Genomic DNA, 20,511 nt, shown 5'->3' with positions numbered 1-20,511 from the left:
GGCTGGCGTCAGGCCTCGCGCATGCATCGGGCGCAGTCATTCAAATGCACTCCGATGCATCAACAACGGACGACGCAGTAACAAGCCCGCCTTCACGCGTCTTTAGCACGCGGCGTGAAGTGGCTTGAGTCGCAAGGCTGACCGACCGGACGGCCCGACAGGCGTATGCCTGCCGGGCCGTTTTTTATGCGCCCGTAGCGCCGCCTGGTCAGCGCGTGCTGCGGTGCTCGATCCAGTCGCCCGATTTGATTTCAGGCAAGCCCTTCACCACATTCGGTGCAACGGGATAAAAGCGGCAGTTGACGACGTTGCCGTCGACTTTCACCATCACTTCGCGCGCAAGGAAACGATCCTCGACGCCCGGATAGACCGCCTCGATTTCATCGAGCACGGCGACCAGTTCGTCGTCGATCTCGTAGACGTCGCCGATCACGTCGACGCCGGCTTCGTCGACCACGAGGCCGGGATACGAGCCGAAGTCGAATAGGTGGCCACGCACCGTGGCCGTGCCGAGCAGATTGGGCGCGGCGATCTCGTTGCGCGCCGCGGCGTGGCGGATGTCGTTCACTTCACCGGCGCGCAATGTGCCGTATACAAAGACGGTCTGCATCGTCGTTTGCTCTCCTTGAATCAGGTTTGGGAGGGTTCTGTTTCCAGTTCTGTTTCCGGCTCTGTTCGAGCTCGAGTCCGGGCTGGGTTCAGTTCAGCGCCGCGCTCGCCACGAGCACGCCGTCGATATCCACGTAGATCCATTCGCCGGGACGCACGAGCGCGCCGGGCAATTGCACCGCCACGTCGCGCTCACCGGTGCCGAGCTTCCGGCCGCGCCGTGGTGAAGTGGTCAAAGCCGCAATGCCGACATTCACCTCGTTGAGTTCGAGCGCATCGCGCACACAGCCGTTCAGGACGATGCCCGCCCAGCCGTTCTGTTCCGCGATTTGCGCGAGATTGCCGCCGACCAGCGCGCAACGCAGGCTGCCGCCGCCGTCGATCACCAGCACACGGCCCGCGCCCTTCTCTTCGAGCGTGGCCCGCACGAGCGCGTTGTCCTCGAATACCTTCAGCGTCACGGCCTCACCGCTGAAACACTCGGCGCGGCTGAACAGGTGGAAAACCGGCTCGAGCACACGCAACGTGCCGAGCGCCAGCTGGTCCTCGTGCGCGTCGCACAGATCCGCGGTGGCAAAGCTCATGGCGTTCTCCTCGGGTCCGTAATCGGGACATTATGCAACGCCCTGTCCTTTGCAACACCTACAATGAGAAGCCCGCGGCGGTTTGTCCGCCCGCACGGGGTTTTGCCTAGCGGCGCTTTCGGCGTACCGGGAGAGCGCGCTGCCCGCGTTCCGTTATCGGGATCGATCTTCACCATGACTTCGTCCGCCGACTCAAACCTGTCGAGCCTCGTACGCTTCGCCGATATTCCGCCCGAGTTCCAGCCGAACGAAACGCATCCGATCCGTGTGCGTTCGCGGCAGATGCCCTCGGGCTGGCGCATCGCACGTCACACGCATGCGTGGGCGCAGGTGGCCTATGCGTCGCGCGGCGTGCTGCGGGTCGCGACGACCGGCACGACGTGGATGGTGCCGCCCTCGCGGGCAATCTGGGTGCCGCCGCACGTGACGCACGAAGTGGTCGCCGTCGAAGACGCGTTCCTGCGCACGCTCTACATCACCGAAAGCACGGTGCCGGCCGGTCTCGATACGCCACGCGTCGTCGAAGTCTCGGATCTGCTGCGCGAAGTGATTGCCGCGCTCGACACGCCCGGCATCTCTGCCACGCGCGAGCGGTTGCTGGGCGCCCTCGCACTCGACGAACTGACTCGCTCGGAGCCGCTGCCGCTCTCCGTGCCGATGCCTAACGAAAAGCGTCTGCGCGCGCTGTGCGAAGCGGTGATTGCCGACCCGACGCATGGCGAGTCGCTCGAACAATGGGCGTCCAGCGTGGGCGCGAGCACGCGCACCATTGCGCGGCTGTTTCGTCAGGAGCTGGGCGTGAGTTTTTCGCAGTGGCGCCAGCAGGCGATTCTGGCGCGCGCGATCCCGCTATTGAGCCAGGGGCGGCCGCTTTCGCATGTCGCGTTGGAACTCGGCTATCAAAGCCAGAGCGCGTTCTCTGCGATGTTCCGCCGTGCCTTCGGAGAAAGTCCGCGCGCGTTTATCGAGCGTGGCTCGGAACATCGGGCGGCGCATGGCGAGCACGGCGAGACAGACGTGGACGACGAGACGGCGCGGGATCGCGCGGATGCCGAGAGCGATGCGGAGCATTGAGTGAGTGTGTAAACCCGCGGCGTCACACGCCACGCCTCAAACCCGTCGCGCCAGATGGCGAATCGCACCCAGTTGCGCAAGACGCGGCCCGGCCAGCTTATAGCCTTTGCGCTGATAGAGGCGGGCCGCAGGGTTGTCGACGAACACACGCAATTGCAACTCGCGCAGGCCGCGCTCGCGTGCCCATTGATGCGAGACATCGAGCAGATACGTGCCGGCGCCGAGCCGGCGATGGCCTTCGGCAATCTGCACGTCGCGGATATGCAGCGAATCGCCCTCTTGCGTGATGCGCAACACGCCGATCGGCGCGCCGTCCATTTCGAGAATGAAATTCTCCGACTCGCGCCAGCTGCCGAGAAACAGATCGCCACGCCAGACGAGATGATGGCGGTGGTAGTAGCCGCCCATATTGTTGCGTGTCAGCGCCTCGGCGAACTCGAAATCGTCCATGCTGGCTTTGCGCAGATGAAACGGTAACGGAGCTTCGGTGGGATCGAACATGGCGGGGCGACAAGGGAGAGTCGGGTCAACGGTAAAACAGGCCGCGCACGCTGGCAATGGCTGTTTGTCCCGAGCATACCCAGGCGCGCCGGACAGTGGAATAAAAAAAGCCCACTTCTTTCGAAGTGGGCTTTCTCAAATCTGGCGGAGCGGACGGGACTCGAACCCGCGACCCCCGGCGTGACAGGCCGGTATTCTAACCAACTGAACTACCGCTCCAGATTTCTTGCGCCGCGGCTGATGAGACTGGCTCATTCACCACTGCGTTACCGCTGCACCGTTCAAACTTCCAACCGAACGACGCCGATTTGCTGGCGTCCCCTAGGGGATTCGAACCCCTGTACTCACCGTGAAAGGGTGATGTCCTAGGCCTCTAGACGAAGGGGACAACGTACTGCTTACACCTTTAATGAAAAAGCCCGTTCAAGTTCGTATGAACGGGCTTTGTCTGGCGGAGCGGACGGGACTCGAACCCGCGACCCCCGGCGTGACAGGCCGGTATTCTAACCAACTGAACTACCGCTCCAGTTTGCCTATCAATGACTTGCGAGCGTTGGTTTTCTCTCTGCAAGCTGTGCCGCTTACTACTCGAATAAATCGAACGCTAAAGCGACGCTGATGTTTGGCGTCCCCTAGGGGATTCGAACCCCTGTACTCACCGTGAAAGGGTGATGTCCTAGGCCTCTAGACGAAGGGGACATAATCTTTTCAGATCTGTCTTTATCTTGCTGCTAACTCACGCTAACTTCTGTTTCGCCAGCAGCAAAGACCGATATTCTAACTACGTTACCGCTGTTTGTGAAGTCTTTTTTGCTACAGGCTCCACACTTCGGAACAACTTCACTCTGCTCTGATGGTGGAGGTAAGCGGGATCGAACCGCTGACCTCTTGCATGCCATGCAAGCGCTCTCCCAGCTGAGCTATACCCCCCTTGCAGAACAGAAACGAGATTCTAGAGGCCAAATTGCGCTTTGTAAATACCCTTTGAGCAATTGCATGCGACTTTTTTCCAAAGCCGCATGCAAACCCGCTCAAGGCATGCGCGAACGCGCTCAGACCAGCGCTTTTTCGATACGGCCCACGACGACGTCACGCCCGAACAGCATCAGCACGCTGTCGATCGACGGCGTATGGGTGGTGCCCGCCACCAGCAGACGCACCGGCATCGCCAGTTGCGGCATCTTCAGCTTGTGCGCGCCAAGCGTTGCCTTCAATGCGGCGGCGATCGCTTCCTTGGTCCATTCCACGGTCTTGAGCGCGGCGGCCAGATCGGCGAGCGCCGGGCGCACCGCGTCGGTCACGTGCTGCGAGACAGACTCGGCATCCGGCGCCGGCGTGCGATAGAACATCGCGGCGTTCTCGGCGATTTCCTTCACCGTCGACGCACGGTCCTTCAGCAAGCCGACCACGGCCACCAGATCGGCGCCTTCCGCGAGCGCGGCCTCGTCGATACCCAGTTCGGTGAAGAACGGCTTGGCCAGCTCGGCGAGACGTGCGTTATCCGCTTCCTTGATGTAGTGCGCATTCAGCCAGGCCAGCTTGTCGTGGTCGTACTGCGCCGGGGACTTGCCCAGATGCTCCAGATCGAACCACTCGACGAACTGCTCGCGCGAGAAGATTTCCGCGTCGCCATGCGACCAGCCGAGGCGCGCCAGATAGTTGACCACCGCCTCCGGCAGGAAACCGGCGTCGCGATAACCCACCACGCTCATCGCGCCGTGGCGCTTGCTCATCTTCTCGCCCTGCTCGTTCAGCACGGTCGGCAAATGCGCGTAGACCGGCGGCTCGCCACCGAGCGCGCGCAGAATGTTGATCTGCCGGGGTGTGTTGTTGACGTGATCGTCGCCGCGAATCACGTGCGTGATGCGCATGTCCAGATCGTCCACCACCACGCAGAAGTTGTAGGTCGGCGTGCCGTCCGGGCGCGCGATCACGAGATCGTCGAGTTCTTCGTTCGAGATTTCGATGCGGCCTTTCACGGCGTCGTCCCACGCCACCACGCCGGTGAGCGGGTTACGGAAGCGCAGCACCGGCTGCACGCCCGCCGGCGGCTCCGGCAGCACCTTGCCCGGCTCCGGACGCCACGTGCCGTCATAACGAGGCTTTTCGCCGGCTTCGCGTTGACGCTCGCGCAGTGCGTCGAGTTCTTCCGTCGACATGTAGCACGGGTAGACCAGCCCGGCGTCCTGCATCTGCTTGAGCACTTCGCGGTAACGGTCCATGCGCTGCATCTGGTAGAACGGGCCTTCGTCGAAATCGAGGCCGAGCCATGCCATGCCTTCGAGAATGGCATCGACAGATTCGGAGGTGGAGCGCTCCACGTCGGTGTCCTCGATCCGCAGCACGAAGGTCCCTTTCATCTTGCGCGCGAACGCCCACGGATAAAGCGCGGAGCGAATGTTGCCGAGGTGGATGAAGCCGGTGGGACTCGGTGCGAAACGGGTACGAACAGAGGTGGTCATTAGCGGTTACTCGGAAGACGGGCGCCGGCGCTCGGGGCGGACATCGCCCGCGAAGCGCGGCAGCGGAGCGCGCCCATTCGGCAAAACAGCGCCGTGCATGGGCACGAAGGAATTAAATGCGAGAGCCGAATTATACCTTCGAGAGGCGTCTTACCTGCCCTCGTCCGAACGGCCAGGTGCCGCGTGCGTGCCGCGCGGCGCAGCGTCCAAGGGCTTCCTCTGCAACGTTTCATTACCGCGCCGCCGCGCGCGCGGGGCTTTGCTTTATGATGTGCGCGCGCTGCGGCCGGAGATAGACCCACGGCGCATGGAATCGCCGCCGGCGACCCCGTCCCTCTGACTATCCGCCTGATCGCGGCCACCGGCGACGCCGACTGCGTCGCCCGCGCCGTTGCTGGAGAACTCGTTGAAGCCCTCATCGCCTAGCCTCGCCCGCCGCAACTTTTCACTGGCCGCCGCCTCCGCGGTGCTGGCCGCCTGCACCACGACCGGCGGCAAAACCGACAGCACGCCCGTCGCCGTCATACCCGTTACGCCGACACCGCCACTCGACAAGCCGCAGCGGCCGCTGCGCGTCGCGCTCGCGCTGGGCGGCGGTGCCGCGCGCGGCTTCGCGCACATCGGCGTGATCAAGGGGCTCGAGGCGCGCAATATTCAGGTCGATCTGGTGGCCGGCACCAGCGCCGGATCGGTGGTGGGCGCGCTGTACGCGTCTGGCATGAACGGTTTCGCGCTGAACAAGCTCGCATTGACCATGGACGAAGCGTCGATCAGCGACTGGGCCATGCCGTTTCGCACGCGCGGCTTTCTGCAAGGCGTCGCGCTGCAGAACTACCTGAACACGACGCTCAACAACCGACCGATCGAGAAGATGGCCAAGCCGCTCGGCGTGGTCGCCACCGATCTGAAAACCGGCCAGCCGATCCTGTTCCAGCGGGGCAATACCGGTATCGCGGTGCGTGCGTCGTGCAGTGTGCCGTCGATTTTCGAGCCGGTGAGGATCGGCGGCCACGAGTATGTGGACGGCGGCCTGGTGAGCCCGGTGCCGGCGTCGTTCGCGCGCAAGATGGGCGCGGATTTCGTGATCGCCGTGGATATCTCGCAGCGCCCGGAAAGCGGCCTGACGGCCAGTTCATTCGACGTGCTGATGCAGACCTTCACCATCATGGGCCAGACGATCAAGGCTTATGAACTCGACAAATACGCCGACGTCGTGATCCGTCCCAATCTGGCCGCCATGAGCGGCAGCGATTTCTCGCAGCGCAACGCGGCGATTCTGGCCGGCGAGGAAGCGGTGGCGAAGATGATGCCGGAATTGCAGCGCAAGCTGGCGGCGGCGAGGCGGGCCGCGGCGTAAACGAACCCGCGCGGACCCGCGCAGCCCCCGCCGCCGCCTCGTCCGCCGCTCAAACGCAAAAAAGCCTGCTTCGTTCGAAGCAGGCTTTTTCATGCGAGAAACGCAGGCGCGATCTTACTGATTGCCGCCGATTGTTGCGTTCACGCGCTTGCGCAGATCCTCGCCTTCCTGATACGAGGTCTCGATACGACGCGCGCCGGTGAAGCGCTTTTCCCAGTAGCCGTCATCCATGTCGTCGACACGAATCGTGCTGCCCGTGGAGGGCGAATGCACGAATTTGTTGTCGCCGATATAGATGCCAACGTGCGAGAACGTGCGGCGCATGGTGTTGAAGAACACCAGATCGCCCGGCTTCAGGTCGCTCACGCGAACCTTTTCACCGACACGGCTCATTTCCTCGGCGCGGCGCGGCAGCGCCATACCGAGCGTGTCCTGGAACACGTAGCGCACGAAGCCGCTGCAATCGAGCCCCGAATCCGGGGTGTTGCCACCCCAACGGTAGCGCACGCCGATCATATTCAGCGCACCGACAACCACATCGCCCGCTTTGCCGGCCATGCCGGAGAGGAACGATTTGGCGCCGCTGTCGCTAGTGGAAGCGGTGGCTTGCGAGGCAGGAGTGGACAAAGAATTCGACCCGTTGAGGGTCGAATATGAGGCATTCTGATTGAAACTGCTTACTTCGTCGGCGAACGCGCCGGGAGCTGCTGCCATCAAGACGCCAATGAACATCCCGGCGACGACGCGCGTGCAAGCCTGGGTTAGGTTTCTGTGCTGCATTGGTCGGTATTTTTTGCCTAAAAATCAGGGGTCTACGGAAAAAAGTTTGGTCGATACTAGCCAGTAAGTATTCACATGTCAAAACAAATAGAAAAATACAATCGAGAGGCGCACCCAATTGGTGAAAAAGCGGTAAATCAATGGTCCAGCGCTGCTTTCAGCAGCTTTCGGGTGTAGGGGTGGGCCGGTGTCGCAAAAATCTCCTCAACCTCGCCGCTTTCGACAATCGAACCGTTTTGCATGACCGCGACACGATGCGCCATGGCCCCGATCACCGCCAAGTCGTGGCTAATAAAAACGAAGCCGAGGTTGTACTTCCGTTGCAACCCGGCGAGCAGTTTCAGCACCTGCTGTTGAATGGAGACATCGAGGGCGGAGGTCGGTTCGTCGAGGATCAGAATGCGTGGTTCGAGCACCAGCGCGCGCGCAATCGCGATCCGCTGACGCTGCCCGCCGGAGAATTCGTGCGGATAGCGTTGCAGCACCGTGCGGTCGAGGCCGACCTCGCGCAGCACCGAGATCACCTTGTCGCGGCGCGCTTGCGGCGTCATGGCCGGCCGGTGCAGCGCGAGCCCTTCGCCGACAATCCGCTCGATGGTCTGCCGCGGCGAAAGCGAACTAAACGGATCCTGGAAGACAACCTGCATGTTCGACCGCAAGGCGGTCTGTTCGGCGCCACGATAGCTGTCGAGCGCCCTGCCCTGAAACTCGATCTCGCCGTGCACGGTGCGTTGCAGGCCGAGCAAGGCCATCGCGAGTGTCGACTTGCCCGAACCCGATTCGCCGACGATCCCGAGTGTCTCGCCCTGGCGCACCGACACGTTCGCGTCCGCGACCGCGCGAAACCGTCCCGAGCGGAACCAGCCGCTGAAGCCCGGCAGCTTCGTTTTGAAGTCGACCGAGATTCCGCGCGCTTCGAGCAGCACCGGCGAAATCGGCAGCACCGGCACCACCGTGCGTTCCGGGCGGCTCGCCAGCAGACGTTGCGTGTACGGATGCTGCGGCGACCCGAACACCTGTTCGACCGGCCCGCTCTCCACCAGCACGCCCTTCTCCATCACCGCGATGCGCTGCGCGAAATGGCGCACCAGATTCAGGTCGTGCGTGATCAGCAGCACGGCCATGCCACGTTTCTCCGCTTCGTCGCGTTGCAGTTCCAGCAGCAGGTCGACGATCTGCGCGCGGATCGTCACGTCGAGCGCCGTGGTCGGCTCGTCGGCGAGCAGGAGGCGCGGACGGCACGCCAGCGCCATCGCGATCATCGCGCGCTGGCGCTGGCCGCCTGAAAGCTGATGCGGATAGCTGTTCACGCGCTTGCCCGGCTCGGCGATACCCGTGCGTCCCAGCAGCGCCACGGCGCGCTTGCGCGCCTCGTTTGCGCTCACGCCGTCATGCACGACGATGGTTTCCGCGATCTGGTCGCCGACCGTGTAGAGCGGATTGAGCGCGGTCATCGGCTCCTGGAAGATCATCGCGATGTCCGAGCCGCGCAGGCCGCGCATCTCGCGCTCGGTCTTGCCGAGCAGATCCTCGCCATCGAAACGGATCGAGCCGCTCACCTGCGCGTCGCTCAGCAGCCGCAGGATCGACAGCGCGGTCACGCTCTTGCCCGAGCCCGATTCACCGACCAATGCCACACGCTCGCCGCGCTGGATCGCGAGCGTCACGTCGCTCACCGCGACGGTGTCGCCGAAGCGCACGTGCAAATGGTCGAGTTCCAGCAGCGGCGGTGTCGTGGCCGATGTCGCGTTGCTTTGCAAATTCGCGCTCATTGATTGCCTCCGGCACGCATCGCATCGGAGATACGGGTATCGAGCGCGTTGCGCAGCGCGTCGCCCATGAAGGTCAATAGCAATAGCATCGCCACCAGTACGCCGAAGGTGGACAGCGAAATCCACCACGCGTCGAGATTCGCCTTGCCTTGCGCGAGCAGTTCGCCGAGGCTCGGTGTCGGCGACGGCACGCCCAGACCGAGAAAGTCGAGGCTCGTCAGCGCGAGAATGGCGCCGCTCATGCGAAACGGCAGGAACGTGATCACCGGCGTGAGGCTATTGGGCAGCACATGCCGCCACATGATCTGCCAGTTCGACAGCCCCATCGCGCGTGCCGCCCGCACGTAGTCCTGATGACGATTGCGCAGGAATTCGGCGCGCACGTAATCGGACAAACCGATCCAGCCGAACAACGAGAGCAGTACGATCAGCAGAATGAAGCCCGGTTCGAAGATCGACGAAAAGATGATCAGCAGATAAAGCTCGGGCATCGCGCTCCAGATTTCGATCAAACGCTGTCCGATGATATCGATACGTCCTCCGAAATAACCCTGCACGGCTCCCGCGGCGATACCCAGTATCGTGCCGATCAACGTCAGCACCAGCCCGAATTCCACCGACACCCGGAAGCCGTACAGCAAACGCGCTAACAGGTCGCGGCCGCGGTCGTCGGTGCCGAGCCAGTTCTCGCGCGACGGCGGCGCCGGATTCGGTGCTTTCGAAAAGTAATTCAGCGTGTCGTAGTAGTAGCGATTCGGCGGATACACGGCGAAATTGCCCGGCGCGTCGAAACGATGCTTGATATACGGGTCGAGATAATCGGCCGGCGTCGGGAAGTCGCCGCCGAAGGTGGTCTCGGCGTAAGTCTTGAACATCGGAAAATACAGGCTGCCGTCGTAGCGCACCACGAGCGGTTTGTCGTTCGACCACAGCGGTCCGGCGAGGCTCGCCGCGAACGCCACGACGAACACGATCAGGCTCCAGTAGCCCAGACGCTGCTGGCGAAAACGCTGCCACACACGGCGCGCCGGCGAAGGCGAGACGAACGCGCGCGCCGGTTCGGAGCGCGCCGACGCGTCGGCGGAAAGACGGGCTCGATTCATCAGCGCTCCAGTTGTTCGAATTGGATGCGGGGATCGACCCACACATAGCAAAGATCGGAAATCAGCTTGGTCGCGAGTCCGATCAACGTGAACAGATACAACGTGCCGAGCACGACCGGATAGTCGCGCCGCACCACCGATTCGTACGACAGCAGCCCGAGGCCGTCGAGCGAAAATAGCGTTTCGATCAGCAGACTGCCGGTAAAGAACGCGCCGATAAACGCGGCCGGAAAGCCGACGATCAGCGGCAACAGCGCATTGCGAAACACGTGTTTCCACAGCACGCGCTTTTCCGACAAACCTTTGGCACGCGCGGTCAGCACGTATTGCTTGCGGATCTCGTCGAGGAAAGCGTTTTTCGTCAGCATGGTGACGACGGCGAAACTGCCCACCACCGAGGCCGTGATCGGCAACGCGATATGCCACAGATAGTCGAGAATCTTGCCCGCCACGCTCAATTGCGCCCAGTTGTCCGAAGTGAGATTGCGCAGCGGGAACAGTTGCAGGAACGTGCCGCCGCCGAACAGCACGAGCAGCAATACGCCCAGCACGAAGCCCGGAATCGCGTAGCCGACCAGCACCACGAGGCTTGTCGCGACATCGAAACGCGAGCCGTTGCGCACCGCCTTCGCAATGCCGAGCGGCACCGATATCAGATACGTCAGAAAGAACGTCCATAAACCGATGCTGATCGACACCGGCAGTTTGGACACGATCAGCGACCACACGCTTTGATGGCGGAAATAACTCTGGCCGAGATCGAAAGTCGAGAAGCGCTTGAGCATCAGCATATAGCGTTCGAGCGGCGGTTTGTCGAACCCGTAGAGCGCTTTGAGTTGCGCGATCTGCTGCGCGTCGACGCCGCTGTGCGCGCGCAGACCGAACGGCGCGCCGTTTTCCGCGCCTTTGCGCAACTCGTGCTGCATCTGCTCGACCGGGCCGCCGGGAACGAACTGGATCACGACGAAGGTCAGCGTCAGCACGCCGAGCAAGGTCGGGATCATCAGCAGGAGGCGTTTGAGGATATAGCTCCACATGGCGGCGTTTCCGAATGAATGACGCGTTGGCGCGCTTAAGGTTGCGCCGGCGGCTGCGGCTGCGATGGTGGCTGCGCGAACCACCACATCGACGTAATCCAGCCTTCCGCCGTATAGTACAAGGGCAGCGTTTTGGGCCACGCAAGACCGCGCTTGAACGCCACCCGATGCGTGGCGCTGTACCAATGCGGCACGACATAGTAGCCATGCATCAGCACACGGTCGAGCGCATGCGTGGCGTCGACCAGTTGCTCGCGCGTTTGCGCATGCACGAGCGCACTCAGGATCGCATCCACCACAGGCGACTTCAGCCCGATCATGTTATCGGACCCGTGCGTATCGGCGGCCTTGCTGCCGAATCGTTCGATCTGCTCGGAGCCAGGCACCTGCACGTCCGGCATGCGAATCGTGGTGGTGTCGAAATCGAAGGCGTCCAGACGCTTCTGATAGACCGCGAAATCCGACACGCGAAACGTGGCCTGGATGCCCAGCTTCTGCAGATTGCGAATGAAGGTGGCGACGATCGGCTCCATCTGCGCGGACGAGCCGGAGTCGTCGAGAATCTCGAAGCGGAACGGCTCGCCCTTGGCGTTGCGCAATGCGCCGTCGCGATAGGTCCAGCCGGCCTGCTCCAACAGCACGCGCGCTTCCAGCAGATTGGCACGCAGCGAGCCGGGCGGATCGGTATCCGGCTGCTTCGGCGGCGGACCGAACACCGCCGGGTCGAGCTTCGCGCGCCACGGCTCGAGCAAGGCCAACTCGCCCGGAGAAGGCAGACCCTTCGCCTGCAGATCGGTGTTGGCGAAGAAACTGTCGATACGCGTGTACTGGTTGAAGAACAACTGGCGATTGAGCCATTGAAAGTCGAGCGCGAGATCGAGTGCCTTGCGCACGCGAACGTCCTGAAACAGCGGCCGCCGCGTGTTCAGCATAAAGCCCTGCATACCGGTGCCGTTATGTTGCGGAAACACCTGCTTGATCAGTTCGCCGCTATCGAATTTTTTGCCGACGTCACGCCGCACCCAGTTGCGCGCGACGTACTCGACCAGTGCGTCGTACTCGCCCGCCTTGAACGCCTCCAGCCGCGCCGTGTTATCCGAGTACAGCTTGTAGACGACGCGATCGAAGTTATTCATGCCGACGCGCACCGGCAACGCCGCGCCCCAGTAATTCGGATCGCGCCGGTAGGTAATCGTGCGGCCGTTGTCGTAGTGCTCGATCAGATAAGGCCCGCTGCCGATCGGCTTTTCGAACGCGAGCTGGTCGAATGGAATACGGCTGCCGTCCGGCTTCAATCCCCACTTGCGCGAGAACACCGGTATGCCGCCCGCAAGCAAGGGCAGCTCGCGATTGCGCTGGTGAAACTCGAAGCGGATCGTATGCGGATCGATCACCACCGCGCGCGTGATTTCGCCGAAGATCGACGCGAATTGCGGCGCGGCCTGTGGGCTTTTGAGCGTGTCGAGCGAGAACTTGACGTCGTCGGCGGTGACCGGATCGCCGTTCGAAAACCGTGCGCGCGGATTGATGTGGAACGTCACCGACAAGCCATCCGGCGCGATGTCGATGTCGTCGGCGAGCAGCCCGTAGGCGGTTGCCACTTCATCGCTGCTGCCGACGGTGAGGCTTTCGAACATCAGGTCGATACCGGGCGCCGTATTGCCGCGCAGCGTGAACGGATTGAATTTGTCGAAACTGGTGAGGCGGCTTGGATTGGCGAGCACCAGCGTGCCGCCCTTCGGCGCATCGGGATTGACGTAGTCGAAGTGCTTGAAATCCGCCGGATATTTCGGTGCGCCGTATTGCGCGATCGCGTAGACCGCGTGCGCCCGTGGCGCCGCCAGCAGACCGGCCACGGCCAGCACGCCGCACATCATCGCGGCGCAGACGGAACGCCAGGAACGCGGCGCAAACGCAAGGCCGTCACACGAGGGTTGGTGAATCACGCTGCACCGAAGTGCACGAGGCGTTGGAACCCGTCGCGAGCCAGTTGTCATGGGGGCCTTGATGGTCAGTGGGCAAGTGCAATGTGAGAGAATTCTATCCAATAAACCCGCGCGATCCGCACGTCCGTCGCGCATGGTGTCGACGTGCACGGCGCGCCGATCCGATCAGGAGATTTCATGGGCTTCCTCGCTGGCAAACGTATCCTGCTGACCGGCTTGCTGTCGAATCGTTCGATTGCCTACGGCATCGCGCAAGCCTGCAGGCGTGAAGGCGCCGAGTTGGCGTTCACCTATGTCGGCGAGCGCTTCAAGGACCGCATCACCGAATTCGCCCACGAGTTCGGCAGCGACCTCGTATTCCCCTGCGACGTCGCCGACGACGCCCAGATCGACGCCCTCTTCGTCTCGCTCCGGCAGCGCTGGGACGGCCTCGACGGCCTCGTCCATTCGATCGGCTTTGCACCGCGCGAAGCGATTGCCGGCGATTTCCTCGACGGCATGACGCGCGAAAATTTCCGCATCGCGCACGACATCTCCGCGTACAGCTTTCCGGCGCTCGCCAAGGCCGCGCAATCCATGTTCACGCCGGACGCGTCACTGCTCACGCTCAGCTACCTCGGCGCCGAGCGCGCGATTCCAAATTACAACACCATGGGCCTCGCCAAGGCTTCGCTCGAAGCGAGCGTGCGTTATCTGGCGGTCTCGCTCGGCGCGAAAGGCGTGCGCGTCAACGGTATTTCGGCTGGTCCGATCAAGACCCTGGCCGCGAGCGGTATCAAGGGCTTCGGCAAGATTCTCGAGTTCGTCGAACAGAACGCGCCGCTCAAGCGCAACGTGACGATCGAACAGGTCGGGAATACGGCGGCGTTCCTGTTATCGGATCTGGCGGCCGGGGTGACGGCGGAAATCGTGCACGTCGATAGCGGGTTTAGCGCGGTGGTGGGCGGCATGGCCGCCGTGGCGGAATGAACGACGAAGGTTCCGCGTGAACGCGTGATGCTTCGTACTCGTTGCTGCGCTTTACGGGCTGATGGCAGAGCTTATGACAGAAGCCCAATGAAGAAACCGCCCACGTGGGCGGTTTTTCTTTGACCTCGCGATCCGGTCAACCGCGGGCTGGACGTTTAGTGCCAGCCGCGATGGTTGTCGTAATGGTCGCGGCCGTAGTTGTAATGGCCCGGGGGATGATGACGATACCAGTCATCGCGCGCCCAGTAGCGGCGGCCGTCCCAGTAGCGGTCGCCATGCCAGCCGATCACTACCGCCGGGCCGCCGTAGTACACGGGTGCCGGTTGATAAACGACCGGCGGAGGAGGAGGCGGCGGCGGTGCGTATACCGGTGCCGGCGCGACGTAGACCGGCGCGGGAATACCGATGTTGACCCCGATGTTGACACCGCCGGCCATTGCGGCACCCGACGCACCCAGTGCGAAAACCCCGATCAAAAGTGGAACAAGACGAGCGGACTTCATCGATCACCCTTTTAGAAGAATGTGTTGTTGGCGGAAATATAGCGCAAGGCGCCGCACCGCGTATTTCAACTTTGTAATAACTGATGCATAACATCGCACGCAACGCCGCGCGGTTACGTCTCGTTACATCGGACATGCTTTTGGTGAAAAGGCGGTGGCGTTGTAATCGGAGCGGGCCAAGCGCGAGGCGCCTCTGCTCGCAGCGCACTCATGCCTTGAAGGATTCGACCGCGGCGATATGCAAGCCAGGCACGCATGGCGTTTGCTCGTTTTCAGTGCGGACGAAATCCGTAGGATATCGAATTACTATTTCCTCCTGCCTTGCCCTTCCTTGACATTGAGACGTTCGGATTCGCCTGGCACGGTTCGAGTGCTGCCAGTTTCGGGACGCCGGTCGAGCCGGTTCCTGCGGCAAGACAAGTTGACGGCATCGACACGCCGTCGCCATCGCAAACACGCCCAGCGACCCGCCATTTGCGTCCATGCGCAAAACGAACATTCTATGTTCGAAGGAACATTTACAGAAAAATCAAGAAGTAGCCGGTCGTCCGACATCTAGCTGGTCACGCATCGCCCAAAGGCCTGTTTCATTGACCATTCCTCGCAGATTTCGACTGAGTGCATGGTTTTCCCTAGTATTCGGCAATCACATCAGTGATACGATGACTGACACTAAACGAAGATAAATGTTCGAATTCGCGCATAACCGCTTTCCCAACGGCCAGCCACCGAACACTTCGCGTACGGAGACGGATTTTGAAAACAATCATTGGTTTGCGCTGGTGGATCATCGCGCTCGTATGTCTCGGGACGATCGTCAACTACCTGTCGCGCAACGCACTCGGCGTGATGGCGCCGGAGTTGATGAAGTTGCTGCACATGAGCACGCAGCAATACTCGTACGTGGTGGGCGCCTTTCAGGTCGGCTACACGATCATGCAGCCCATCTGCGGGCTGATCATCGATCTGATCGGGTTGCGGCTCGGCTTTGCGCTATTCGCCTGCCTGTGGTCGCTGACAGGCGTGCTGCACGGCTTCGCGAGCGGCTGGCTTTCGCTCGCGGCTTTGCGCGGACTCATGGGCCTGACCGAGGCCGTCGCCATTCCGGCCGGCATGAAGGTGGTCGCCGAATGGTTTCCCAATCGCGAGAAGTCCGTCGCGGTAGGCTACTTCAATGCGGGCACCTCGCTGGGTTCGCTGCTCGCTCCGCCGCTTGTCGTGTTTCTCTCGTTGCGATACGGCTGGCAAAGCGCCTTTGCCGTGACCGGCGCACTCGGCTTTGTCTGGGCCGCTGCCTGGTATCTGCTGTACCGATCGCCGACTGAGCACGCCCGCATCAGCAAAGCGGAGCGCGAGACGATCGTCGGCGGCCAGACGCCGGGCGCGCCGCAGCGGCGCAGCATCCGCGAAGTGCTGCGCACGCGCCGCTTCTGGGCGATCGCCCAGGCGCGTTTTTTCGCCGAACCGGCGTGGCAGACGTTCAGCTTCTGGATTCCCCTGTATCTCGCCACGCAACGCCATATGGATCTGAAGCAGATCGCGATGTTCGCGTGGCTGCCCTTTCTCGCCGCCGACCTGGGCGGCTTGTTCGGCGGTTACCTGTCGCCTTTCCTGATGAAGCATCTGCGTGTGCCGCTGATCTGGTCGCGCATCGCGGGCGTCGTGCTCGGCGCGCTCATGATGCTCGGGCCCGCTTGCATCGGTCTCGTCGCGTCACCGTATCAGGCCATTGCACTCTTCTGCGTGGGCGGCTTCGCGCACCAGATGATCTCGGCGCTCGTGAATACGCTCGCCGCCGACGTGTTCGATCCCAGCGAAGTCGGCACTGTCGCCGGTTTTGCGGGCATGTCCGCGTGGATCGGCGGCCTCGGCTTTTCGCTGCTGGTGGGCGCCCTTGCCGATTCGATCGGCTACACGCCGCTCTTCGGCGCACTCGGCGCTTTCGATCTGATCGGCGCCACGCTGCTGATCATCCTGATGCGCGGCGTGACCCGCGACGCGCGTCCGCATCAAACCGATAGCAGCGCCAGCCCCGCTGCGTGACCTCAATCGAACGAAGACCCATCATGCATTCACCGACGAATTTGAAGCACCCGCCGCGCTTCTCGCTGTCGACACAGACCGGCAATCACATCGTTCTCGCCGCGCAGGCACAATGCCGGATCGAACTGTTCGTGCTCGCAGAAGACATCATCCGCGTGCTCGTGCTGCCTGACGGCGAACTGCATGGGCCGCGCACCTGGTCGATTGCGCCGGGCGAAGACGACGTCGCGCTCGAAGGGCGCGAGCGGCGCGACCTGAGCGGCTTCACGCCGCCGCCGTTCGAGGTGTCCAGCGACGCGCAACAGGTGGTGATCGAAACGGCGTGCATCCGCCTGACGGTCACGCTCGACGGCGGCTTCTGCGCCTGGGACATCCTGCACGACGACGCATGGCAGCGCGTGATGAGCGATCGCAAGACGCAGGCGTATAACTTCGGCTGGTGGGACGAGCGCGTGTATCACTACATCGAGCGGCGCCGGGATGAAATGTATGTCGGCCTCGGCGAGCGCGCCGGGTCGCTGGATCGCGCGCAGCAAAGCTACGAGATGCGCAATATCGACGCGATGGGCTACAGCGCGCGCACCACCGATCCGCTCTACAAGCACATCCCGTTCTACGTGACCTGGCAGCCGCAGACGTCGACGGGCTTCGGACTTTTCTACGACACGCTCGCCGATTGCCGCTTCGACATGGGCCGCGAGCTGGACAACTATCACGGCCACTACCGCCACTTCGTCGCCGAGCATGGCGATCTCGACTATTACTTCATCGCGTCGGCGGGCACGCCCCTGCACGCGGTGCGTCGTTTTACATGGCTGACCGGACGGCCGGCGTGGATGCCGAAGTGGGGACTCGGCTACTCCGGCTCGACGATGAGCTACACCGATGCGCCGGACGCGCAGCAACGCATGGGCGAATTCATCGAACGATGCGGCGAACACGACGTGCTGTGCGATTCGTTCCATCTGTCGTCGGGCTATACGTCAATTGGCGCGAAGCGCTACGTGTTCAACTGGAATCACGAGAAGTTTCCGGATATCGACGGCTTCGTGCAGAGCTATCTCGACCACGGCGTGCGTCTGTGCGCGAACATCAAACCTTGCCTGCTGCAGGACCATCCCGCCTTCGCGGACGTTGCCCGAGCCGGCCTGCTGATCGAGTCGCGCGACGGCAATCCTGCCTGGGTGCAGTTCTGGGACGAAGTGGGCGCGTATCTGGATTTCACCAATCCCGACACCATCGACTGGTGGAAGGCGCGCGTCCAGGACAGTCTCCTGAAACACGGCATCGCGGCCACGTGGAACGACAACAACGAATTCGAGATCTGGTCGCCCGACGCGATCGCACGCGGCTTCGGCGCGGCGTATCCGGCGCGCGAGGCCAAGGTGCTGCAAACGCAATTGATGATGCGCGCGTCGCACGACGCGCAGCGCGAGCACGCGCCTGAGAAGCGGCCCTTTCTCGTGTCGCGTTCGGGCGGCGTCGGCATGCATCGCTATGTGCAGACCTGGTCTGGCGACAACTACACGTCGTGGGAAACGCTGCGTTTCAATCTGAAGATGGGCCTCGGCCTCGCCATGTCCGGCATCTCCAACAGCGGCCACGACATCGGCGGATTCTCCGGCCCGGCGCCGGGCCCGGAACTGTTCGCGCGCTGGGTCGCGTTCGGCATCTTCCTGCCGCGCTTCAGCATTCATTCGTGGAACGACGACGGCACCGTCAACGAACCGTGGATGTACCCGGAAGTCACGCAGCAGGTTGCCGCGCTGATCAAGCTGCGCTACCGCTTCATTCCTTACCTGTACGAGTTGCTCTGGCAGTCGCACAGTGCCTACGAACCCGTCTTGCGCCCGATGTTCGCCGAGTTTCCCCGCGACCCGCGCTGCCTCGTCGACGGCGACGACATGATGCTCGGTTCCTCGATGCTGGTCGCACCGGTGGTCGACGCGGGCCAGTCGACGCGTGACGTGTATCTGCCGTCCGGCTCGCGCTGGGTGGCGTACTGGGGCGGCGAAACGTTCCACGGCGGCCAGACCGTGAACCTGCCCGCGCCGTTCGAGCAGCCGGTGATCCTGCTGCGCGAGGGCAGCGTGATTCCATTGAACGTCGCTGAACAACACTTCGGCCGCCCCGCCGACGAACGCGCGTTCATCGCCGTGCCGCATGCCGGCGTTGGCACCACGCGCGGCGGCTGCGTCGAAGACGACGGCGAGAGCGAAGCCTGGCGCGAAGGCGCTCAAGGCCGCTGGCACATCACGCTGGCCGGCGATGCGAGCACCTTGCGCATCTCGGCCGAACGCGAAGGCTGGATGCCGCAGCCGCAGCGCGAAGTCCGGATCTTTGTGCCGAAGGACGAAGCGCGCGCGGTCGAATGCATCGGCGGCGCGCTCGTGGCCGATCACACCGCCGACGGCTGGCGATGCCTGACGATTTCCATGGCCCACTAAACAAGCCCGCATCACCGGCCTGAAGCACTCAGGCCGCTCATCTAATCCGGAGACCTGCAAGCGATGAACTCATTCAAGCGTGCGCGTACGCGCGCACTCGTCCTCTCGTGCCTGCCGTTCGCGGGCGCCGCGCTGTCGAGCGACGCGGCCGCGCAAAGCAGCGTCACGTTGTACGGTGTCGTCGATAACGCGTTCACCTATGTCAGCAATCAGCGTGGTCACGCCAACTTCTACATGAGTCAGGGCAACCTGCAGGCGAGCAAGTTCGGCTTGCTCGGTTCGGAGGACATCGGCGGCGGCACGAAAGCGATTTTCCGGCTGGAGAGCGGCTTCAACTCGCTGACGGGCGCGCAGAGCAGCGCGGGTTTCCTATTCAATCGGCAGGCCTATGTCGGGCTGAGCAACGACCGGTACGGGACCTTCACGCTCGGCCGTCAATACACCCCCTACTTCCAGATGGTCGGCGCACTCGGGCCGACCGGCGTGCTGACCGGCGCGACCGGCGCGCACCCAGGCGATGTCGATGCGCTCGACACCACGCTGCGCTTCAATAATTCGGTAACCTATCTATCGCCGAACATCGCCGGCCTGCAATTTAGCGCGCAATACGGCTTGGGCGGCGTGCCGGGCAGTGTGGCCAACGGCAGCAATTTCAGCGCGGCGTTTCGCTACGACTACAAGCCGTTCGCGGTCGCGGCGGGCTATGTCAAGCTGAAAGACATTGCGACGAGCGCGGCGCTCGGCACCTTCGCGATCAACTCGCCGGTGAATAGCGGTTATGCGACGGCGCGCAGCGCGCAACTATTCGCCGCGGCCGCTCGTTATAACCTGCGGGACCTGATGGTCGGCGTCAACTATTCGAACGTGCAGTATGCGCCGGGCTCCGGTTCGCTATTTGCCGGCGAAGCGGTATTCAACACGTACGGCGTGATTTCGACGTATCGGATTACGCCGGCGGTGATCGTCGGCGCCGGCTATAGCTATACGCGCGCGAGCAAGGCGAATGGCATGAGCGATCCGGCGCGCTATCACCAGATTTCGCTGGAGCAGACCTATAACCTCTCGACGCGCACCACGTTGTACGCGCTGGAAGCGTATCAGCTCGCGCGCGGCAAGACGCTGATCGCGGCGGGCGGCGCCACGAGCATTACCGACGCGGTGGCCGTGGTCGGGGATTCGCAGAATACGACGCCGTCGTCGGGGCCTTCGCAGTTTGTCGGGATGGTGGGGTTGAGGCACGCGTTTTGAGGGCGACCTGAAGAGGCAATTAAGCGACGGTAAACCCGCGAAGAGAATCGGCTGCAAGAACACGCCGAGGGACTTC

General features: G+C 62.7%; 16 protein-coding genes and 5 tRNA genes. 6 read left to right on the top strand and 15 right to left on the bottom strand.

What is annotated here, in order from left to right; all coding sequences use genetic code 11:
• Positions 1 to 208 precede the first annotated feature (208 nt).
• Positions 209 to 610 carry a gamma-glutamylcyclotransferase gene (locus B0G71_RS06300; protein WP_116117612.1) on the bottom strand — a complete coding sequence of 134 codons (402 nt, stop codon included), beginning with the start codon at positions 608 to 610 and terminating at the stop codon, positions 209 to 211.
• 88 nt (positions 611 to 698) lie between these two features.
• Positions 699 to 1,193 (bottom strand): ribonuclease E activity regulator RraA, encoded by a 495-nt coding sequence (rraA, locus tag B0G71_RS06295; RefSeq protein WP_116140490.1) that lies wholly within the window; start codon positions 1,191 to 1,193, stop codon positions 699 to 701.
• Between the two features lie 174 nt (positions 1,194 to 1,367).
• Between rraA and B0G71_RS06290 the strand changes: the two genes are divergently transcribed.
• Positions 1,368 to 2,267, top strand: coding sequence for a helix-turn-helix domain-containing protein (locus B0G71_RS06290; RefSeq protein ID WP_116140488.1), 900 nt, complete (start codon positions 1,368 to 1,370; stop codon positions 2,265 to 2,267).
• Between the two features lie 36 nt (positions 2,268 to 2,303).
• Here the strand turns inward: B0G71_RS06290 and B0G71_RS06285 are convergent, their stop codons facing one another.
• From B0G71_RS06285 to gltX, 7 genes are all read right to left on the bottom strand, one after another.
• Positions 2,304 to 2,768 (bottom strand): GNAT family N-acetyltransferase, encoded by a 465-nt coding sequence (locus B0G71_RS06285; protein WP_116140486.1) that lies wholly within the window; start codon positions 2,766 to 2,768, stop codon positions 2,304 to 2,306.
• Between the two features lie 142 nt (positions 2,769 to 2,910).
• Positions 2,911 to 2,987: transfer RNA gene (locus tag B0G71_RS06280), tRNA-Asp, on the bottom strand.
• 93 nt (positions 2,988 to 3,080) lie between these two features.
• Positions 3,081 to 3,156: transfer RNA gene (locus tag B0G71_RS06275), tRNA-Glu, on the bottom strand.
• A gap of 61 nt (positions 3,157 to 3,217) precedes the next feature.
• Positions 3,218 to 3,294: transfer RNA gene (locus B0G71_RS06270), tRNA-Asp, on the bottom strand.
• 97 nt (positions 3,295 to 3,391) lie between these two features.
• Positions 3,392 to 3,467: transfer RNA gene (locus B0G71_RS06265), tRNA-Glu, on the bottom strand.
• Between the two features lie 155 nt (positions 3,468 to 3,622).
• Positions 3,623 to 3,698, bottom strand: a tRNA-Ala gene (locus B0G71_RS06260).
• A 122-nt stretch (positions 3,699 to 3,820) separates the two neighbouring features.
• Positions 3,821 to 5,230 carry a glutamate--tRNA ligase gene (gene gltX / locus B0G71_RS06255; protein WP_116140484.1) on the bottom strand — a complete coding sequence of 470 codons (1,410 nt, stop codon included), beginning with the start codon at positions 5,228 to 5,230 and terminating at the stop codon, positions 3,821 to 3,823.
• A gap of 406 nt (positions 5,231 to 5,636) precedes the next feature.
• Between gltX and B0G71_RS06250 the strand changes: the two genes are divergently transcribed.
• Positions 5,637 to 6,587, top strand: coding sequence for a patatin-like phospholipase family protein (locus B0G71_RS06250; RefSeq protein WP_116140482.1), 951 nt, complete (start codon positions 5,637 to 5,639; stop codon positions 6,585 to 6,587).
• Between the two features lie 114 nt (positions 6,588 to 6,701).
• Here the strand turns inward: B0G71_RS06250 and B0G71_RS06245 are convergent, their stop codons facing one another.
• From B0G71_RS06245 to B0G71_RS06225, 5 genes are all read right to left on the bottom strand, one after another.
• Entirely contained in the window at positions 6,702 to 7,367 is a 666-nt protein-coding gene (locus B0G71_RS06245) for a C40 family peptidase (protein WP_116140480.1), read from the bottom strand.
• A 137-nt stretch (positions 7,368 to 7,504) separates the two neighbouring features.
• Positions 7,505 to 9,139, bottom strand: a complete 1,635-nt coding sequence (locus B0G71_RS06240; RefSeq protein ID WP_116140478.1) for an ABC transporter ATP-binding protein — start codon at positions 9,137 to 9,139, stop codon at positions 7,505 to 7,507.
• Entirely contained in the window at positions 9,136 to 10,242 is a 1,107-nt protein-coding gene (locus B0G71_RS06235) for an ABC transporter permease (protein ID WP_116140476.1), read from the bottom strand. Before B0G71_RS06235 ends, B0G71_RS06240 begins: the two co-directional genes overlap by 4 nt.
• Complete coding sequence (locus B0G71_RS06230) at positions 10,242 to 11,279, bottom strand: microcin C ABC transporter permease YejB (protein ID WP_116140474.1); 1,038 nt, start codon at positions 11,277 to 11,279, stop codon at positions 10,242 to 10,244. Before B0G71_RS06230 ends, B0G71_RS06235 begins: the two co-directional genes overlap by 1 nt.
• A 35-nt stretch (positions 11,280 to 11,314) precedes the next feature.
• Positions 11,315 to 13,156: an extracellular solute-binding protein gene (locus tag B0G71_RS06225; RefSeq protein WP_258875748.1), complete on the bottom strand. Its 1,842-nt coding sequence runs from the start codon at positions 13,154 to 13,156 to the stop codon at positions 11,315 to 11,317.
• A 246-nt stretch (positions 13,157 to 13,402) separates the two neighbouring features.
• On the opposite strand from B0G71_RS06225, the gene fabI reads away from it, so the two are divergent.
• On the top strand, positions 13,403 to 14,194 hold the full coding sequence (fabI, locus tag B0G71_RS06220; protein ID WP_116140470.1) for an enoyl-ACP reductase FabI: 792 nt from the start codon (positions 13,403 to 13,405) through the stop codon (positions 14,192 to 14,194).
• 155 nt (positions 14,195 to 14,349) lie between these two features.
• Here fabI and B0G71_RS06215 read toward each other — a convergent pair whose 3' ends face one another.
• Complete coding sequence (locus B0G71_RS06215; RefSeq protein WP_116140468.1) at positions 14,350 to 14,697, bottom strand: hypothetical protein; 348 nt, start codon at positions 14,695 to 14,697, stop codon at positions 14,350 to 14,352.
• 756 nt (positions 14,698 to 15,453) lie between these two features.
• Between B0G71_RS06215 and B0G71_RS06210 the strand changes: the two genes are divergently transcribed.
• The 3 genes from B0G71_RS06210 to B0G71_RS06200 all read left to right on the top strand — a co-directional run bounded on the left by B0G71_RS06210 (position 15,454) and on the right by B0G71_RS06200 (position 20,435).
• The gene (locus B0G71_RS06210; protein ID WP_116140466.1) at positions 15,454 to 16,740 is read left to right on the top strand and encodes an MFS transporter; all 1,287 of its coding nucleotides are present in this window, start codon (positions 15,454 to 15,456) and stop codon (positions 16,738 to 16,740) included.
• Positions 16,741 to 16,763: 23 nt separating this feature from the next.
• Positions 16,764 to 19,187 (top strand): glycoside hydrolase family 31 protein, encoded by a 2,424-nt coding sequence (locus B0G71_RS06205; protein WP_116140464.1) that lies wholly within the window; start codon positions 16,764 to 16,766, stop codon positions 19,185 to 19,187.
• A gap of 63 nt (positions 19,188 to 19,250) precedes the next feature.
• Complete coding sequence (locus B0G71_RS06200) at positions 19,251 to 20,435, top strand: porin (protein WP_116140462.1); 1,185 nt, start codon at positions 19,251 to 19,253, stop codon at positions 20,433 to 20,435.
• Positions 20,436 to 20,511: the final 76 nt, after the last annotated feature.

It is taken from the genome of Paraburkholderia sp. BL27I4N3 (assembly GCF_003386115.1).
GTDB lineage: Bacteria > Pseudomonadota > Gammaproteobacteria > Burkholderiales > Burkholderiaceae > Paraburkholderia.
The sequence above is the reverse complement of the archived record's forward strand: the minus strand, read 5'-3'. Positions and strand labels throughout refer to the sequence as shown.

Excerpts from the sequence above, each read along its gene's own strand:
- B0G71_RS06300 (WP_116117612.1), bottom strand. The coding sequence starts at position 610 with ATGCAGACCGTCTTTGTATACGGCACATTGCGCGCCGGTGAAGTGAAC.
- rraA (WP_116140490.1), bottom strand. The coding sequence starts at position 1,193 with ATGAGCTTTGCCACCGCGGATCTGTGCGACGCGCACGAGGACCAGCTG.
- B0G71_RS06290 (WP_116140488.1), top strand. The coding sequence starts at position 1,368 with ATGACTTCGTCCGCCGACTCAAACCTGTCGAGCCTCGTACGCTTCGCC.
- B0G71_RS06285 (WP_116140486.1), bottom strand. The coding sequence starts at position 2,768 with ATGTTCGATCCCACCGAAGCTCCGTTACCGTTTCATCTGCGCAAAGCC.
- gltX (WP_116140484.1), bottom strand. The coding sequence starts at position 5,230 with ATGACCACCTCTGTTCGTACCCGTTTCGCACCGAGTCCCACCGGCTTC.
- B0G71_RS06245 (WP_116140480.1), bottom strand. The coding sequence starts at position 7,367 with ATGCAGCACAGAAACCTAACCCAGGCTTGCACGCGCGTCGTCGCCGGG.
- B0G71_RS06240 (WP_116140478.1), bottom strand. The coding sequence starts at position 9,139 with ATGAGCGCGAATTTGCAAAGCAACGCGACATCGGCCACGACACCGCCG.
- B0G71_RS06235 (WP_116140476.1), bottom strand. The coding sequence starts at position 10,242 with ATGAATCGAGCCCGTCTTTCCGCCGACGCGTCGGCGCGCTCCGAACCG.
- B0G71_RS06230 (WP_116140474.1), bottom strand. The coding sequence starts at position 11,279 with ATGTGGAGCTATATCCTCAAACGCCTCCTGCTGATGATCCCGACCTTG.
- B0G71_RS06225 (WP_258875748.1), bottom strand. The coding sequence starts at position 13,156 with ATGATGTGCGGCGTGCTGGCCGTGGCCGGTCTGCTGGCGGCGCCACGG.
- fabI (WP_116140470.1), top strand. The coding sequence starts at position 13,403 with ATGGGCTTCCTCGCTGGCAAACGTATCCTGCTGACCGGCTTGCTGTCG.
- B0G71_RS06215 (WP_116140468.1), bottom strand. The coding sequence starts at position 14,697 with ATGAAGTCCGCTCGTCTTGTTCCACTTTTGATCGGGGTTTTCGCACTG.
- B0G71_RS06205 (WP_116140464.1), top strand. The coding sequence starts at position 16,764 with ATGCATTCACCGACGAATTTGAAGCACCCGCCGCGCTTCTCGCTGTCG.
- B0G71_RS06200 (WP_116140462.1), top strand. The coding sequence starts at position 19,251 with ATGAACTCATTCAAGCGTGCGCGTACGCGCGCACTCGTCCTCTCGTGC.